Here is a 19313-nt window from a genome sequence, read left to right on the forward strand (position 1 = left end):
TTACTTTCTTATTTTAACTCAAGGGCTGCTTTTTGGAATACGTCTGCATAAGAAGAACCCTTTCGATAGAAAACAGGAGTTTCTCCGATTGGAGCCTTTACTTCAACTCGTCCTCCACCCATCTCTTTGCCACTCCATAAATGAACCCATTCATCTTCAGGTAAGTACACGGACCAGTTTTCTTTTCCTTCTTCATAAACCGGGGCGACAACCATATCTGATCCAAGCATATATTGATATTGAATGTCATAAGAGGCTAGATCATTCTCATATTCCATAAACAATGGACGTTGCATCGGTATTCCTTTTTCAGCATTTTCTTTGCTCAGCTCTTTAAGATAAGGCTTAAGTGCTGTATAAACGTTCGTCATTTTCACAAAATGCTCAAGCGTCTCTTCGTCTTGATCAAACTGGAAGCAATCGTCAGGACGGTTGCCTTCGTGCGTTCGCATGACGGGAGTGAATGCCGCCATATCAACCCAGCGAAGCAACAGTTCTTTGTTCCGCTTGTTCCCATGAAGACTTGTATATCCGCCGATATCACTATGGTGAACGCCATTCCCACTCATTCCAGCAGATAATGCAGCTGGAATAACAGATGCAAGACCATCGTCAAGGCTCCAATCGACACTTTGATCACCAGCCCATAGAAGTGGACAATACCCCTGACTTCCTGAGTATCCTGCGCGCATAAAGTAAACAACATCGCCCCATCGTCCAGCTTTCTTTACAGCATTGTGATTCACTTTTGCCCACATCACTGGCCAAGCATTGTGCATTTTTGTAGCAGATTCACCATTGTGAAGTCTTAGATCAGTCGGCAAGTACTCACCAAAATCGGCCATCCACCCGTCCATACCAAAATCAATCATGTTCTTTTGAATGACATCTTCGTACCATTCACATGCTGCTTCGTTTGTAAAGTCGACCACGCCGCAATAAAACTCACCAAAGTCAACGATATAATCACCGCCATCTAACGCTGTAGCAAGATAGCCGTTGTCATAAGCTTCACGGTAAAGATCACCTTCCACAGCGACATAGGGGTTAATATAGCCCATAAAACGAATCCCTTTTTGCTTCCATTCTTTCACTTTTTGGTCAAGCTCCGGGTACTCCTCTGGATTCCATTTCCAATTCCACATTAATCGCTTACCGAATGACGTCACACGCTTTCCCTGCCAATCTTGACACCAAACAGCACCGATTTTCATCCCTTTACCAATAGCGCGATCAAGCTTATTTTGTACTCGTTCTGTTCCTCCTTGCATTCCGAGCCAGATGCCATTATACGTCCACTCAGGCAGCTCGGGTTGTCTGCCGAGACGAGAAGTTAGTTTTTCAACGAGATCCTTATATGTTTGTCCCGTTTCAAAAAGAATCGAGGCTGGCGCTTCCCAGATATGCAACTCATGAAAATCGTCTCGTTGAAAATCAAAGTCTGCAAAAGCAGTTGTCTCTACATGGCAATAATATTTATTCGTAGATACATAGGTTGGTTGCGGATAATTCGTATTGTAATAGTCACCACCAGCTTGATCTTTCACGTCGGCCTGCCAAGTTGTATACGTAGATTTATTCCGCCCCACACCAGGTTCAGACGTCCATAAAGGGAAATTCTTTCCCCTTAAATTAAAGTAGGAAAGCTGTTCCCCACAACCGTAAATCTTCTCATCTGCATCGGCTACAACGCGAACCCAGAAGCGATTAAAAAGTGGATCGACGAGCTCGAAAGAAACGCGAAGTCCATCTTTGTCCTGCTTTAATACCATTGTTAGTAATTCATGATCATGAGAGAAGTGACGAAAGCCGATTCGACACGTCTCGCCTTCATACCGCACTGTGGCATAACGAAGAGCTACTCTTTCCACTACATAATCCTTTATTTTAAAATTCCCTCTATACATATCAATCGTTTCTTCACCGCTACCAATGAAAATAAACGGGCGGGCAGGTGAATGCCGAAACAATAAGCGACGGTCAAAATAAACTTCGAATTCTTCTCCATTTTGCTTCACTTCAAAACCAGGTTTAGTCTTTAGTGTATTCAATGTAATTCCCCCTACCTTCTTTTCGTTTAAGCACTTCTAAATTTTTTCTCAGCGTTTACCGCTTCTTCATGTTTTCTTGTTACAAAACCTGAATATTTTTTATTCCAGGATTTTAATGCGAAAAGATAACAAAGCGTTCCGACTACAGCCGCACCTAGTATTGATGGCCAGAACCATGCTGAAACCATTCCACCTGCATAAGCAAGTCCAATAGGTGAGAATAGGATATAAACCATAACAACGAGACTAATCAGAACAACAGAGACTGGAATCGTAAACTTCCATGGAACCATATCAACCTTAGGGTTTGCTCTAAATTCATACGCTTCAGGAAGAGGACTAATGCGACCGACGACCATCATGATAGCGACTTCAATAAGGAAAAGAATCGCCGAGATATGAATAAAGTTCATCGTAATCTCAATGCTAAATAGCTGGTTTAATCCCCATACAAGCATGTAGTACGTAATCACATGGAAGATAATCGCGATTTTTGCACCAAGCGCAGGAATGCGTTTGGAAACTATCCCCACAAGAACAATCGCAATGATCGGTATGTTAAAGAATCCTGTAAAACGGCGAATCAAATCCCATAATCCATCAGGTGCGTTCATCAGCATTGGCGCAATGAAAAAAGAGACAAGTGCGAGAACGCTTCCAAAATACTTACTGACATTGATTAGTTGTCGATCTGTTGCATTTTTATTAATACCTGCTTTGTATACATCAAGCGCAAACATCGTAGCCGCACTATTTAATAGAGAGTTAAAACTTGAGAACACGGCACCAAGAAGCACAGCTAGAAAGAGTCCAGACATAAATGTAGGTAGCAAATTTGATACAACCGTTGGATAAGCTAGATCAACAGGATCCATTGAACTGCCATAAAGGTGAAAGGCAATAACACCTGGAATCATCATCATAAACGGAACAGTTAATTTATAAAATCCTGATAAAAGAACTCCTTTTTGTCCTTCAGCAAGGTTTTTCGCCCCAAGCGTTCGTTGAATCACGTACTGGTTTGTTCCCCAGTAGAACATATTCATAAAAATCATACCGGTAAAAATCGTTGAAAACGGAACAGAATCCGTACTTGAGCCAATTGCATTTAATTTCTCAGGGTTTTCTGTCGTAATGGTTTTTATCCCATCTAACATGTCGCCATTTCCAAGTGCTATAAAACCTAGTACTGGAACAATTAATCCAATAAAGAGAAGACCAATTCCGTTCAGGGTATCGGAGACTGCCACCGCTTTTAATCCTCCGAAGATCGCATAGATGGCACCGATAATACCAATAACCCAAATCACGAGCCAGACAGAGGATTGAAAGGAAATACCGAGTAGCTCCGGTACATCAAAAAGTCGAAGAATAGCAAGCGCTCCTGAATACAGTACTGATGGAATCGTTACAAACATATAGCCAAGCATAAACAGAATAACTGTATATCTACGAACGCTTTCATCATATCGTTTACTTAAAAACTCAGGTAATGTTGAGAAGGCTCCGCCAAGATAGCGCGGCAGCAAAATTAATGCCATAATGACAATTGCAAAAGCCGCCGTTACTTCCCAGGCCATGTTGGAAAGATTTGTTCTATAGGCCTGTCCATTCAAACCAATTAACTGTTCTGCTGATAAGTTTGTGAGCAAAAGAGATCCTGCAATAAATCCTCCTGTTAACCCACGACCTGCGAGAAAGTAACCATCCGAGTCATTAACTGAATTTCTTGTTTTTAAGTATGAAACCCAAGCAACAAGTGCCATGAAAAAGACGCACGATACTAATGTGAATGTAATACCAGACATGAGCTTGTCCTCCTTTATAGCTTGCTGTAAGCAACTGTTATATTTTCACCGACTATTCCTTCGTGTGCGCCCTGTGCCATAAAACGTTCATGTTCACGATGAGCAAGAAGCCATTTATTTTTCATGAATAGAAGCGGATCGTGCCCTCTTTGCGATTGTGCTAATGGTAAATTTGTGCCTTCAGGTAAGATCACCGTACATTTAAATCCTTCATCACTTACTTTACAAGGAGCAAGGTGAAGCGTCGTTTGGTACATTTCAATCGCGGTGCCCTCTGGAACATAAAATACCTGGATGTTCTTCACATCGTATGTATGATCCACAACGTCATTCATATGTCCTAGTAGGAGCACAAAATCCGTCACTGCCACGTTTATTTCGCTGCCCTTATGAAACTCAAGTCCTCCAAGAGAAGAATTATTCCCGTTGCAGTACCCAATTTGGACCGGCATCCCTCCATAGTAGCTGTTCTCGATGAACTTTTTGATACGATCATCCTCAAGTTCTTCTTTTGAAGGAACGTACTGATTTCCTTGTTCAGGAATAACCGTTTCCTTCATTAACTCCGACATTTGTTCATATGGGAAATCATGAAGAATTCTGCCATACGTCTTAAAAGCTGCCGAGTCAACCGACTGCACATCCAGATTTGGATTCCGTTCCTTTACTATTTCAATCATAGCCGAACCTCCGATATAAGTAGTAATGTTTATTTAAACATCATAACCTTTTATAACATTATATTGTAAACGTATTCATGATTGCAATGGTTTTTTTGAAATTATCAGTAATTTATATCACAGAGGTGGTCAGGTACGCGCCTGACCTCCTCTGCGATACCACTTTAATATACCACAGCATTTGTTAAATCGATGTTATTCACTTCTTCTCGACTATCAATCAACCATTCCCCTCCGCTTTTTACAAGTTTATAATGAAACGCACTTGAGGTTACCTCTGTCTTCACATTGCTCTCGCCTCGGTCATGGTTCGCTGAATCCATCGTAATGAGAACGTCGATTTCTGCTTTCTTTCCGGAAGAATCGATGTAGAGGCTGTCGAGGTCAAAAGCTGCTTCTAACACTTCTCCCGTAAAGGCCGCATTATTTTCTTTCACAGAAATAAAGCGATCTTCAAAATACGAATTTAGCTCAGGTGTTAGATTTGAAAAGTAGCCCGTATCTAAATTCTCATAAGCCATTATCCAGTCATATAAATACGTGTTTACTGCCGCTATTACAGCATTCGTCTCATCATGACCACTCTCTGGAACATCGATTGCCACTTCCTTCTCGATCACTACAGGCTCTTGTTCACTATAATCAATAACGAAATAAACATCATCACCTTCAAATTGAACGGAAGGACTTTTAACTACGCCAGCTTCGAAGTTTTTTTCTGCATGCATCACAACCGAACCGTCTGTTGGATAGGGACCTATTTGACCGGTTTTGCTAATCGTTTCCCCGGTATCTTTCCCATTAATAAACAAGCGAGCATCCTCATAATTGGAATCAGGTGTTAGAAACGCACCGTTTACAGGAAGGTCGACTTCTAAATGTTTGCCCGGTTTAATCAATTCTACTTCCGCTTCTCCCCGCATCTTATAACCTTCATTTTCTAACTTTGTTTCAAAATGATAGTCACCTGGAAGGAACGGACCCATTTTATTCCCCTTTTCTCCAATTGTGCCGCTATCTTCCTCGTTAATAAATAGAGCTGTTTTAGCGAATTGTGTATGAAGCTGTACGTAAATAGGTACAGGTGAAATGACATAATCATTGAAAAGATAAAAAGTTTTCCCTTCCTCTACTAATTCCAATTGGATAAGCAAGTCTTCGTTCCGACTCAGGAGTGTATGGTCCTCTATCGCTCTTGCTTGTCGTTCTAAATCTTGAAGCAACAGTGTTCGTTGATCTGGATGATTCTTTAATAACGATACAAAACTCGCAATCTCAGCTTCATGCGAAAGGACAGGATTAACCTTTGGAATAGCTTCCCCGATCGCTTCATAATCCTCTTGCAACAGAGCCTCTCGAAATTGATCAACTGCACGTTCAGGAGAAGATATCCAACTTAATGTAAAAAAACTGCCTATTAGTACGATCATAATTCCTACAACGATTGCTCCCCATAACAGCCACCCATTTTTCTTTACCTGTGCAGGAGCTGTTCTCGTTACCTTTTGTCCACATTTTACACAAAATGCACCGGCCTCTTCCCTATTGCAGTGATGACACCAATTCATCTTCCCACCTCCACCCATTATTCCAAATCATATGGGAGAGATTTCTAATTATGACCACTTTTCCCTACTATTTTCCTATGCATTTTTTAACATGATTAAGGACTTTGTACATAACTATGAAAAAGTACGTGAAAAGCACAAGCTCCCTGAAAATCCTGACAAGAAACTTTTATTTCACTTAATAAGGAGGAATGATAATGTCAGATTTGCAAACTAAAATAGGCGGAGGACTATCAAAACTTCAAGATGGTCTTCAGCAAGGAAAAAGCAAGCTTCAAACAGCTCAGGAAGTTTCACAACTTAAGAAAAACGCGAGCGATGCTGCCACAAACCGAACAAGAATCATTAGTCAGCTTGGCGAACTCACCTATCGTTTGATCCGTAAAGGGGAGATCCAACAACCCGAATTAAATGAACAAGCTGAGCGCCTTCTTCAATATGATCTAGAACTCTATCAAGCGAACAGAGCTTTAGAGAGTCAATTGCGAAAGGAACCGGGTGGTGACGTATGTGAGTGCGGAGCAGCCGTTAATGAAGAGGATACGTTTTGCGGCAGCTGTGGCAATCGAGTTCAATTATCAGAAGCACCAATACCAGTACCGACAGTTCAATGTACCACCTGCAAGGAAGAAATCCCTGAGACGGCTTTATTTTGTGGGTGTTGTGGTTCGAAAAACGGCTAGGAGGTGATCAAAGTCATGTACTGTACAACGTGTGGTAACGAAGTTCCGTTTGGTGATAATTATTGCCCCTTTGATGGGACATTTCAGCTTCACACAGAACATCACACCGTCACGACTGCATCACCTAAGTTTTGTTCAGATTGTGGTACATCGAATACTTGTGATCATCCCTACTGTATTCAGTGCGGTTCTTTTCAACTCACTCTCATTCCATTTAAAGTAGAACGCGTAAAAGAAAAAGTAACAGCTCCCTCGCACACGATACCAGATCTTAGCGCCATTAATAAAAAGCTTGCGATACTATGCGGTTTTCTCGCATTTCTAGTTGTTGGTATTATGTCGTTTATTGTATCGGAGGGATTTCAGCAACAAGCCGCTACTTTTCAGCAAACCCTTGAAGAATTCACTGAGTTAGGTCCAACGGGAGTAATTAATGAATTTTATTATTACTTTGGCAACGAAAATTCCGAGTTAACTGTAGAACCTTTTTATGGAATGACAGACTACTGGATGTCAGCTCACCTTCTCAATTCAACCCTTTCTTTCAACACGCAAGGGGCGGGAAATTTATTGAGCGGAGAGATCGAACTCCATTCAGGAATGCTCATTCTTTTATTACTACCTCTCATTGCACTACTGCTTGCTGGATATATGTATGGACGAAAAACAACGTGTACCCTCCAGCAATACTGGCTTTCTTCACTTCTTATCGGAATGATTTACGGATTACTGACAGCGATGATCGCTCTTTTCGCTGGATTCAACTTTGAAGCTTCTGCACAAGAGGGTGGAATCGTTTCGAGTTTATCAATTGAAAATAACTATCCGCTTTTGAAAGCTTTATTTGGTGGTTTATTCCTTGGAACAATCTTTTCGTTTATTGGTAGTTTGTACGGCAGTCGTTCAATGAAAGAATTAACTTCTTCTCCCCTTAAAGAAGGAGTGCGCACACTCACACTAGGGGTCTCCATCTCAATCGTCTTGATGATTCTCTTCCTTTATCGCTTTATGTTCGAAGATAACTCACTTATTAGCTTTCAAGATATTCCGGCGAGTTATTTTCTTATCATCGTTTTTCAAGGAGGGTTTCTTCTATGGAACACACTGAACCTTTCTTCCCTTACCTTCGATATAAATATTCCAGGCGAGAAATTTCAAATGATCTATTCAGTACTTGGTGGGATGAAGATCGAAACAAATGAATCTTTTTATATTTTCACCTACTTATTTAGCGACCCAGGTAACACGAAGATTTACATGATGATTGGTTTGCTGATTCCAATATGTTTATTCATTTGGGCAGGTTATCGGATGCACCAGGGAGGAGCGATTCAGTTCCATCGCATGATTATCTTCGGCTTGCTATACGCCTTTATGATGTCGCTATTAGCAGCAGGCTTGAATACAGGATTCACCTTTAATTTGGAGAGCTTCGCCGGAGAAATTAGCGACATAACAGAAGTCCCGTTTCTATTCATTGGTTTCTCGGCAATTGCTACATTTTTTAAGTGCTTTACCTACTCAACTCTCCTAGCCATTTGTGGCGCCTATTGGAAGAGATACCGAACACAATAAAAAGGGACTGTCTTTCGTTCCTATTCAGTCCTCTGAGGGTGGACATTTCCTTCTTTTTGTCTTTTTAGGGGGTCAGGCTCGGGCCTGACCCCCTTACATTTTTCCCCTCACTCATATCCATTCGGATTATTTTGATGCCAGCTCCAGGCATGAGATACAATCTGCGCGAGCTCTGGGTATACTGGCTTCCAGCCAAGTGCGCTCATTGCTTTCGACGAAGAGGCTATCAGTGTCGCTGGATCTCCGGCACGGCGTGGCGCTACTTCTGCTTCGATCGTTTTTTCTGTCACGATTCGACACGTATCAATCACTTCTTTAACCGTAAACCCTTTTCCATTTCCAAGATTGTATACGCCGCTCTCATTCGTTTCTTTCATCTTTTTCAAAGCAAGGTAGTGAGCCTGCGCAAGGTCAAGCACATGAATATAATCGCGCACACACGTGCCATCCTTCGTATCATAATCATTACCGAAAATAGATACCTTTTCTCTTTGACCAAGTGCAGCTTGTAGAACAATTGGTATAAGATGAGACTCGGGTTGATGATCTTCCCCAATTCTTCCTTCCGGATCAGCACCAGCAGCATTAAAGTAGCGAAGAGAGGTTGATTTAAGCCCATAAGCATCATCACACCAGCGAAGCATCTTCTCAATCGCTAGCTTTGTTTCGCCATATGGATTTGTTGGATTGGTAGCGTCACTCTCTTGAATCGGCGTACGTTCTGGATTCCCATAGGTGGCCGCTGTCGAAGAGAACACAATGTACTTTACATCGTGTTCAACTAACTTTGAAACAAGCGCCTGAGAACCCGCTACGTTATTTCGATAATATTCAAGCGGATTCGAAACACTTTCTCCAACTAGCGAGCTCGCAGCAAAGTGAATGACAGAATCGATCGAATGATCGGCGAAAATTTGATCAATCACTTTCCCATCTGTTAAGTCCCCTTTATACAAAGGAACGTCAAGCACAGCTTGCTCGTGACCTTTTGTTAGATTATCCAGCACGACTACGTCTTCTTTTTGCTCACGCAAGTACATAACCGTATGGCTACCAATATAACCGGCTCCACCAGTAACTAAAATCGCCATGTTATTCCCTCCATTTAGTAAAACTTCGTCGATATCCATCGTTATTTCCCGGAAAATACTAATTAAGCTTTAGTACAGACGATCCAAGCGGTTTAATAGACATTTCTCCACTAAATTCATCATGAGAAACGGCATCTACCCAGGTTCCTTTCGGCAATGTTAGCGAACCTTTTTCGTCCGTCGAATGATTCACAACACATAAGAATACCGCCCCGTCTTGTCCTGTACGTGTGACAGCTTCTACGTTTTCACTTGAACCGATCGTTGTTACGTCTGTTTCTTGGAAAACTTCTGCATAAAGAGCATCCATTATTTCCTCCTGGAGTGCAGAGCCAATGTAATAGACCGTGCCTTTTCCATATGTGTTTTTTGTAATCGCCGCCGTTTTTTCGTAGAAGCAAGAGCGATATTCAGCAAGTACTTCCGCAGTTGTCGGCTCAACAAGATCACACCAGATGGAAGCAACGGAGCTCATATCTTTCATTGCACCTTGAACGCCTTCAACCTCGTTGTTTTGTCCGAGCTGAAGTGATTCATATTCATTAATTTCTACTCCTGCAAGCTCACGTAATGCGCCTGGCAACGTATCTTCTACAACAAAGTTATTCTGTTCCTTCACACCGGCGCGATAGGATAAGATCACCGTTCCACCTTGCTCAGCAAAACGTGAAATTTTGTCGTTTACAACTGGGTCTGTAAGGAAATAAACCGGTACAACGAGCACTTTGTACCCATCCAGCTTGCTTTCTTTCGTCACAATGTCCGTCATGGCATTCATACGGTGCGCAGGGCTATAGAAGCGGAGGAATTCTCGCTTGTATTCAAATGCATTGCTTTGTGGCTGAATACCCCATGCCCAGGCGTTCTCTACATCATAATACACAGCGACATCCGCCTGGTACTTAGACGCAATCCAATCATCTCCAAACACGCTAAGAGAATCGATTACTTCTTTTACTTCATTATATTTACGCTTTGGCTTACCATCATGATCGAGCACACCATGGCAAAACTCTTCCGTCCCAAAGCGTGCCGCACGCCAGCGGAAATAAACAATTGCTTCCGCTCCACGAGCAATCGCCTGATACGTCCAAAGTTTAATATGACCTGGACGAGGTAAGTAACCGATGCGACTCCACCCTTGCGCTCCTGAAAGTTCTTCCATTACCCAGAAGCCTTTTCCACCCTTTGAAGAGCGACAAAGGTCGTGTTGATGTGCGATCGCAGCAGGCGCAATCGGTTCTGGTAAACCGCCCCATACCGGATAGTTATCAAATGAAATGAAGTCAAGATCCTTTGCCATATCCCATTGATTAATCGCTAAGTCTGTAAATACGAAGTTATGCGTAATCCACTGATCCGAGCGAATATGTTTACGAAGAATGTCAGTTTGAATCTTATTATAAGACGTATACGCATCCGCACAGAAACGATCAAAATCAAGAAGCAAGCTTGGATTATGTTCCTGTAATACTTTACGAGGCACAGGAATTTGTGACCACGCTGTATACGTTTGACTCCAGAAAACCGTACCCCAAGCTTCATTTAAAGCATCAAGCGTTTCGTATTTTTGCTGTAGCCAAATTTGGAATGCTTTTTGATCCACTTCTCCATAGCTTCGATCAGATTTTTCATGACCGTATTCATTGTCTACTTGCCAGCCAATAATTCCTTCGTGCTGACCATAGCGTTTCGCCATTTTCTCAACAATCTTTGCTGTCAATTCTTGATATACTTCACTGTTCACGGTATAGTGACGTCTCGCTCCGAATGAAATGACTGTCCCGTTAGGATCCACAGGTAAAATTTCTGGATACTTTTCAACCATCCACGCAGGCGGCGTGGCCGTTGGTGTCCCAAGAACTACCTCGATGCCGTTACTTGTCATTAGGTCGATCGCTTCATCATAAAGCGAGAAATCAAACGTTCCCTCCTCAGGCTCCATCAGCTGCCAGCCGAATTCAGCAATTCGAACGACATTCACACCGAGTTCTTTCATCAATCGTACATCTTCTGTCCAACGCTCTTTCGGCCATTGTTCCGGGTAATAATCAACACCTACATACATCATGTTAGCTCCTTTTACCGATCTATTTTTTTGAGTATTACATCAATGAGAAAAGAAGCCCGCCAGAATCGGCAAGCTCTTATTGGTTTAAATGGTTGTTAAACTCATGTGTAAAGCGGTCAAATGCTTCCTGACCTGAAGCCGTTCGTTTAAAAACGCCTGCATGGCTTAAAATATTGGAGAAGATCAACCCAACCTCATGACGCAATCGTCCCTGTACATTCGATGCATTCAGGTCTGAATACTTCTTAAGAAGAGAATCAGCCCATGTAACATGTTTCTGAATGCGATCATCTTGCTTAATACTTTCTAGCGGATTTTCACTTATAAGAGATTCACCAAGCAAGTGAAGCTCTTCTTGTAATCTACCAGGAAGCACAGCTAGCCCCATTACTTCAATTAAACCGATATTCTCTTTTTTTATATGATGCACTTCTCCATGGGGGTGAAAAAGTCCCATTGGATGCTGTTTCGTTGTTCGATTGTTCCGGAGTACAAGATCAAGCTCATAGCGCTCGCCATTTCGACGAGCTATAGGTGTAATCGTGTTATGAGACTCATTACCTGTAACCGCGCGAACATCAACACTCTCATCACTATATCCCTTCCAGAATTGAAGAATCGCATCAGCCAGTTCACCAAGTTCATCTCGATCGTTGCTTTGAAGTCGTAGCACAGACATCGGCCACTTCACAATGCCTGCCTTCACGTTCGGATAAGCTGATAGAACGACGTTTCGCTCCATCTCTGCTTTCGCCATCGGGAACTCATGCTTCCCTCCCTGGAAATGATCATGACTTAATATCGAACCGCCTACAATTGGTAGATCAGCATTCGAGCCGATAAAATAATGAGGAAACTTGCCAACAAACTCTAGTAGTCTGTCAAACGTACCTCGTGAAATTTTCATCGGCTCGTGTTCACCGTATAACACAATCGCATGTTCGTTATAGTAAACGTAGGGAGAGTACTGCAAATACCACTGTTTCTCTTCAAGGGTTATAGGGATCATCCTAAGATTTTGTCGCGCAGGATGAGTTAATCGTCCCGCATACCCTTCGTTCTCTTTACAAAGCAGACACTCAGGATAGCCGCTTGACTTCATCGTTTTGGCTGCCGCAATCGCTTTCGGATCTTTCTCTGGTTTAGAAAGGTTGATCGTGATTTCCATCTCACCATACTCTGTTTCCGTAAGCCAGTCTTCATTTTTTGCTATGCGATCGGTACGAATGTAATGAACGTCTTTTGAATATTGATAAAAGTTAGCCGTTGCTGCTTCAGGGCCGGCATGTTCATAAGTCGCTTCAAACTTCTCAATCACTTCTGAAGGTCGCTCGGTTAAACACCCCATAATTTTTGTATCGAGCAAGTCACGATAAGTTACCGTATTTTCTATTAGTCGATCATGATCATATGCCCAATTCAGGATGCGATCTAAAATAGAAACAGGGCTATCTGGAATATCCGCAGGAACATCACTTGTATCAATCTCCTCAAGCTGAAGAACTTCTAGAATTTGATTGCGAACATATGATAAATCCCACTCACGAAAAAGATGTTTATTCAATCCGTATTGGAGGAGACGGTTAATCTCTTGATCGATGTTCGTCATGGTTTCTCTCCACTCCTCTCCAGAATTACAGTGCTTCCGAAAGCTGATTTATTTCTCTTGCTCCTGCACCTATTTCCACAACGTAAAATTCAGGTGTTAAGCCCGTTTTCTCTTTATATGTTTTCGCTACATTAGTTTGGAATGATGTTAAAAATTGATCCTCCACAATGCTGATCGTACAGCCACCAAATCCTGCCCCAGTCATCCGAGAGCCAATCACACCTTCTTCTGACCATGCAGCTTCTACTAAAGCATCAAGCTCAAGACCAGTTACTTCATAATCATCGCGCAAGGAAACATGTGACTCATTCATTAACTGACCAAATGCTCCAATTTCTCCAGCCTTTAAACGTTTAGCCGCTTCAATCGTACGAACGTTTTCATAAACTGCATGTTTCGCACGTTTCTGATCAATCAGATTTGTGATGTGGTGTTTATGCGCTTCAAACGAGTCAATTGTTAAATCACCAAGTGATTGAATCGAAACATGTTCTTGAAGCTCGGCGAGTGCCCGCTCACATTCAGAACGTCGCTCATTATATTTTGAATCAGCAAGCCCTCTTCGTTTATTCGTATTTGCAATAACGAGTGAAGCTTTTTCTAGAACTACCGGGCTGTATCTATAAGCAAGCGTGTTGCAATCAAGAAGAACCGCTGCTTTTTCTTTCCCCATCCCAATGGCAAACTGATCCATGATGCCACAGTTTACGCCTACAAATTCATTTTCAGCACGCTGACTCATCTTCACCATTTCTACCATCTCAAGATGAAGGTGATTTAGTTCATTTAATAGAACAGCCGTCGCAAGTTCGATTGACGCTGAAGACGAAAGTCCCGCTCCATTCGGAATGTTTCCAAAGTAAAGGACATCAAATCCGCTAACGTCATAACCTGACTCCTTAAAGATCGAAACAACGCCTTTCGGGTAATTCGCCCAATCATGTTCAGCATCATACGCAAGACTTGTTGAATCAACTGTCATCACACCTTGCGTTTTGAAGTTCAGCGAATAAAACCGAATAAGATTATCTTTTCTTTTCCTAGCAACGGCATAGGTACCAATACTAAGCGAGCATGGAAAAACATGTCCCCCATTATAATCCGTATGTTCGCCAATTAAATTGACGCGCCCTGGCGAGAAGAAGCTTCTTATCTCGCCACCTTCTCCATACATCTCTCGAAATGTTTCGTATAGGGTTTTCATTAATTTCACCCGGCCTCGTTTATTTACTGCTCTTCCGCAGCTTCAGTTTTGTCGACATCGTCACTTTTTTGGCTACTTTCCTTCTCAATAGACGCTCCATCAAAAGGCCAACAGCCGTTTCACCCATCAGTTCTGTGTACACTTTGACCGTACTCAAAGCAGGATAAACATACTTCGAAACGCTAATGTCATTCACTCCAATTAAGCTAACGCGATCAGGAACAGCTACGCCGTTCTCATGAAGAGCGCGGAGACACCCAATCGCCATTGTGTCATTTCCTACAAAGAACGCAGTCGGTAGCTTCTCTCCAAGCTCTTCGATCGCACGATTCATAAGGGAATAACCATCATCTACCGTAAACGATCCTGTGTACACGTAAGATTCATGATCCTGATCACGTTCCGTCATATAGCGCTTGAACGTGATTTCGCGTTCATCAACAATTTCAGCACTAGCATCTCGAAATGTTTCTCTGCCACCAATGTAGCCAATTCTCTCATGACCTTTACTCGCAAAATAATCGAGCACTTTTTTGGTCGCCTTTTCAAAATCAACGACAACCGCGTCGTACTTTTCATTGTCTGGATCATAGTCAACGAATACGATATTAGGGGTGACTTTATTTAATGAAGCTATTTCTTGACTACTAAATTTACCTACGGCTATCATGCCCTGAATGTTTTCTTTTTCTAATTCATCATAGTTATCTTTAAAAATTTTCACAAGTTCAAGCCGCTCTTCCTGACAGCGCTGCTCGACTCCTAGTCGAATCGACATGTAATACAGGTCATTCAACTCTTCCTTTTCGGTATACCAATGGATAATTGCAATTTTCGGTGTTAGTGATTTTTTTCCGCGTTTTTTACTATAGGAAAGCTCTTCTGCCACTTCGAAAATCCGCTTTTTCGTATCATCTGAAACAGATAACGTTTCATCGTAGTTAAGGACGCGTGAAACAGTCGATGGTGAACATTTCACTTTTTGTGCGATGTCCTTAATCGTTGCCATGGTCATCATCCTTTTTTATTCTGCTTTTAAATAAAACACTTTCGATTGAAAGTCACCACCGCGCTCAGCTTGCTCGCCATTCGCTCCATTGAACTCAACCGGAAGCGGAATGCCGTGCTGCATCAGTTCATCTCCGAAGTATGTCTCCTCATCGACGTTATAATGACGATCAGGAGCTAAACCTTTTAATTTCACAAACTGATTGGTGCGTGGATTCGGAGTGCTTGATGATTTATACCAGCCAACAAGCGCTTCATTTCGATTCGACGAAACGACCATCCAGGCCGTTTCATTGCTTTCAAATGGACTTTGTAAGCGAATGAAATCACCATCACGGATAAGCTGTCGAAATGACTGGTATCGTTTAATTTGTTCTTTTACAATTTCTTTTTCTTCATCAGACAGGGTTGAAGGATCCAATTCATAACCAAAGGTTCCAAAATACGCAACATCTGCCCGCATTGACAGCGGAGTTGAACGAAGCGTTTGGTGGTTTGGAACGGCTGATACGTGAGAACCCATGCTATAGATAGGATAAGCGATAGAGGTACCATATTGGATTTTCAGACGCTCCACCGCGTCTGTATCATCACTCGCCCATGCTTGTGGGGCGTAGTAAAGGAGAGCCGGATCAAAACGACCACCGCCGCCCGCACACGATTCAAACAGTACATTTGGAAACTCTGATGTTAACCGTTCATAAAGATCATAGACACCGAGAATGTAACGATGGAAAAACTCTCCCTGGTGCTCTAAACCTGCAGAGTAGGCCTCCGTAATGTTCCGATTCATATCCCATTTAATATAATCCAGATTTGTCGACTCAATGATCGTTTTCATTCGTTCGAAAATATAGTCCACTACTTCTGTACGCGTATAATCAAGTACGCGCTGATTCCGGCCAAGCGTAAAGTGCTCACCTGGAATACCTACAGCCCATTCAGGATGCTCTCTGTAGAGCTCACTATCAGGACTAACCATTTCAGGCTCAAACCATAAACCAAATTGCAATCCCGTTTCCTTCACTTTTTCAGCTAGAGAGGCAATGCCATCTGGGAGTTTGTTAAGATCAACCGTCCAATCTCCTAGTGAAGATCGGTCATTGTTTCTCTTCCCAAACCAACCATCATCAAGGACGAAAAGTTCAACACCAAGTTCTTTTGCCTCTTTCGCAAAATGAATAAGCTTCTCTTCATTAAAATCAAAGTAAGTAGCTTCCCAGTTATTAATTAAGACAGGACGCTCTTTCTTTTTCCACTGTTCACTAATCAACTGATTGCGGTAAAGATGATGGAACGTTTGGCTCATCCCGTTCAATCCTTGATCAGAGTAAACCATAATCGCTTCTGGTGATTGAAACGATTCACCCGGACTAAGATTCCACTGAAAACCAAGCGGATGAATACCAAGCTGCGCACGTGCCACGCCATAATGATCTACTTCCGTTTGCGCTAGAAAATTGCCGCTATACACGAACTGGAACCCAAACACCTCACCCGTATGTTCTGTTGCATCTATTGCTTTTAGTGCAAGAAATGGATTGTGATGATGAGAGCTTGCTCCACGAATACTCGAAACGGACTGAATGCCCTGCTCTAATTTCCTCGTTTTCACGTGACGCTCACGGGCCCATGTTCCTGAGAGGTGCACCATTTCCATATCAGCATAAGGAAGATCAACAGACAGTGACATCATTCGATCAATGGATAGCTCGCTATCTGTTTTGTTAATAAGACGCGCGTTCCTCGCAATCACAGATTCATTTTCAAAAATCGTGTAACTGAGATGAAGCTCAACCTTCTGATACGTATCCTCCAACACAATAAGTAACGTCTCCGCTTCTTGCGCATTCGCATAAGTGGCCGGCAAACCTTTCAAGCGAGGCTTCCCTTTCACTTGCTCATGGGATTTGTAAGCAAAGTTCGCTACAGGCTTATGACCTGCTGACACCATAAAGGCAGGCTCTCGAAAATCTCCTTTTCCATAGGCAGGGTACTCCTGCCTAATTGTTTCAAGCGAAAAAGCCGCGTCGTTCTCATATGAATGACAGCTAGCCGGCGTTGGATTGTTGGTGTTCTGAAAATGACGATAATCACGATCAGGACGAAGCGCTTTTCCGAAATACAAATGACCGAGCTGACCATTTTTTAAAATATGAAAGATGTAGCTGATCTTTCCATTTGTTAGATGAAACTGCTGTTGGTTAATCAGAATGCTCATTGCCATCGATCCTTTATCCGAGTTTAGGTTCGTTCACTAGTTTTACGCTGCTTGCAGTATGTCCTTCTAATTCCAGAACGACAATTTCATTTGTACCTTCATTTAACAGTGGACCTGGCAAGTAAAGGCGCTGCTGTGGTCCCATCGTTTGCCAGTAGCGACCAAGACTAAAGCCATTAATATAAACATTCCCTTTTGTAAACCCTTCCAAATCAACAAATGTATCATAGCATTGATCAGCATGAAATTCGCCTTTGAAATATTTCGGATAACGTTCTCCTGATGAATACGTCTTCGGTAAACGATCTCCTTCAATTTTGATCATTTCCCAGTCAAACCAATACTGGTTGTTTAGCCAGAGATTCTGCACAATCCCCTTCTGGTCAGATAGATGTTTTCCATAATTCACTCTTCCAAGGTTTTCAACAAGTATTTCAAGAGCATTTACTTCATTCGGAAACGGGATCATAACCGATTTTGACTCATCATTTACTGAAATCGTCGCCTCATGTTTCCCATTGACGTAAAGAAAAGCTCGATCATGAATTGGCGTTGTATCAAGCTCAAACGTTCCAGTGTCGTTAATCGACGTTCGATAAAGCGTGTAGCCGAAACTCTGATCAATCTTCTCCATGCTCCGTGGTGCAACGTGCTCTACCCTGGTTCCTACTTCTTGGAGAACATCGAACAGGCTTGCGCTCTCCACTAGCTTCACTTCTCCATAGCTTTTCGTCTCAACTTTAGAAACGTCTTCAATCGAAACGTCTGCTACGCTTTTCAACACCTCCGCCATTGCGAGATACTTGTCTGTCACGTCGCCCCATTCTGTTAAAAGCGAATCGTAGTCATAGCTAGTAATCGTCGGAGCATATTTTTCGTAATGATTCGCACCGTTATAGAAACCAAAATTTGTTCCACCGTGGAACATGTAGAAATTCACAGATGCGCCCATATCCATTAACTTCTGGAACACTTCCGCTGCTTCCTTTGCGTCACGTGTATGATGCTCGCCGCTCCAGTGATCAAACCAGCCGATCCAAAATTCCGCGACCATTTTAGGTGAATCAGGTTTTATCGCTTCAAGTGCCGCAAAGGCTTCTTCTGGCCTTGAGCCAAAATTCAGCGTCGTTATGACATTATCCATTGAACCTTGTTTAATGAAATCCGGTCCGTCTGATGTGAAGTAAAACGTATCAATGCCATGTTTCTCGTACTGTTCTTTATGAAACTCAAGATAGTTCTGATCGTTGCCATATGCGCCATATTCATTTTCAATTTGAAAGGCAATCACCGGACCGCCGTTCTTTTGTAAGAAAGGCTTCAACCGTGGAAGAAGGTCATTAAAGTATTCCTCTACATGTTTTAGAAAAGCAGGATGACTACAGCGAAGTGCCATGTCATCTTCTTTTAGTAGCCAAGAAGGAAGTCCCCCCATTTCCCACTCTGCACAAATATAAGGAGAAGGACGAACAATAACATAAAGCCCAACGTCCTGTGCTTCAGCTATGAACCGCTCCACATCAGCCATTCCTTCAAAATGAAACTGACCCTTCTTCGGTTCATGAAAATTCCATGGTATATACGTTTCTACTGTATTCAGTCCAAGTGCCTTCAGCTTCTGAAGGCGATCTCTCCAATACTCAGGGACAACTCTGAAGTAATGAAGACCTCCTGAAAGAATTTGGAAGGGTTCGTCATTTAAGTAAAAGTGGTTCTTTCTCGCTTCCAGCATAACAGCCTCCTA

Annotated in this window: 13 protein-coding genes; 2 read left to right on the top strand and 11 right to left on the bottom strand. The window is 42.4% G+C overall.

The genetic code is table 11. From position 1 onward, the window contains the following. Nucleotides 1-8: 8 nt before the first annotated feature. From AC0VYJ_RS19070 to AC0VYJ_RS19085, 4 genes are all read right to left on the bottom strand, one after another. Entirely contained in the window at nucleotides 9-2051 is a 2043-nt protein-coding gene (locus tag AC0VYJ_RS19070) for an alpha-glucosidase (protein WP_475365905.1), read from the bottom strand. A gap of 26 nt (nucleotides 2052-2077) precedes the next feature. Continuing rightward, complete coding sequence (locus tag AC0VYJ_RS19075) at nucleotides 2078-3859, bottom strand: solute:sodium symporter family transporter (RefSeq protein WP_475365906.1); 1782 nt, start codon at nucleotides 3857-3859, stop codon at nucleotides 2078-2080. Nucleotides 3860-3873: 14 nt separating this feature from the next. Next, nucleotides 3874-4539, bottom strand: coding sequence for a DUF4867 family protein (locus tag AC0VYJ_RS19080; protein WP_475365907.1), 666 nt, complete (start codon nucleotides 4537-4539; stop codon nucleotides 3874-3876). A 164-nt stretch (nucleotides 4540-4703) separates the two neighbouring features. Next, entirely contained in the window at nucleotides 4704-6107 is a 1404-nt protein-coding gene (locus tag AC0VYJ_RS19085) for a zinc ribbon domain-containing protein (protein ID WP_475365908.1), read from the bottom strand. 197 nt (nucleotides 6108-6304) lie between these two features. On the opposite strand from AC0VYJ_RS19085, the gene AC0VYJ_RS19090 reads away from it, so the two are divergent. After that, entirely contained in the window at nucleotides 6305-6790 is a 486-nt protein-coding gene (locus tag AC0VYJ_RS19090) for a zinc ribbon domain-containing protein (protein WP_430243409.1), read from the top strand. Between the two features lie 15 nt (nucleotides 6791-6805). Next, nucleotides 6806-8365: a zinc ribbon domain-containing protein gene (locus AC0VYJ_RS19095; protein WP_475365909.1), complete on the top strand. Its 1560-nt coding sequence runs from the start codon at nucleotides 6806-6808 to the stop codon at nucleotides 8363-8365. 107 nt (nucleotides 8366-8472) lie between these two features. Here AC0VYJ_RS19095 and galE read toward each other — a convergent pair whose 3' ends face one another. From galE to AC0VYJ_RS19130, 7 genes are all read right to left on the bottom strand, one after another. Continuing rightward, on the bottom strand, nucleotides 8473-9456 hold the full coding sequence (galE, locus tag AC0VYJ_RS19100; RefSeq protein ID WP_475365910.1) for a UDP-glucose 4-epimerase GalE: 984 nt from the start codon (nucleotides 9454-9456) through the stop codon (nucleotides 8473-8475). 58 nt (nucleotides 9457-9514) lie between these two features. Beyond that, the gene (locus tag AC0VYJ_RS19105) at nucleotides 9515-11527 is read right to left on the bottom strand and encodes a beta-galactosidase (protein WP_475365911.1); all 2013 of its coding nucleotides are present in this window, start codon (nucleotides 11525-11527) and stop codon (nucleotides 9515-9517) included. 76 nt (nucleotides 11528-11603) lie between these two features. Further along, on the bottom strand, nucleotides 11604-13136 hold the full coding sequence (gene galT, locus AC0VYJ_RS19110; protein WP_475365912.1) for a UDP-glucose--hexose-1-phosphate uridylyltransferase: 1533 nt from the start codon (nucleotides 13134-13136) through the stop codon (nucleotides 11604-11606). A 25-nt stretch (nucleotides 13137-13161) separates the two neighbouring features. Next, nucleotides 13162-14340, bottom strand: coding sequence for a galactokinase (locus AC0VYJ_RS19115; protein WP_475365913.1), 1179 nt, complete (start codon nucleotides 14338-14340; stop codon nucleotides 13162-13164). Nucleotides 14341-14359: 19 nt separating this feature from the next. Then, entirely contained in the window at nucleotides 14360-15349 is a 990-nt protein-coding gene (locus AC0VYJ_RS19120) for a LacI family DNA-binding transcriptional regulator (RefSeq protein WP_283153541.1), read from the bottom strand. Between the two features lie 15 nt (nucleotides 15350-15364). Continuing rightward, a complete protein-coding gene (locus AC0VYJ_RS19125; RefSeq protein WP_475365914.1) occupies nucleotides 15365-17569 on the bottom strand; it encodes an alpha-galactosidase in 2205 nt (734 codons plus the stop codon). 13 nt (nucleotides 17570-17582) lie between these two features. Further along, complete coding sequence (locus tag AC0VYJ_RS19130; RefSeq protein ID WP_475365915.1) at nucleotides 17583-19301, bottom strand: glycoside hydrolase family 35 protein; 1719 nt, start codon at nucleotides 19299-19301, stop codon at nucleotides 17583-17585. Nucleotides 19302-19313: the final 12 nt, after the last annotated feature.

This window comes from Anaerobacillus sp. 63XJN7_5_ISO-PGPR-S23-430 (genome assembly GCF_056173695.1).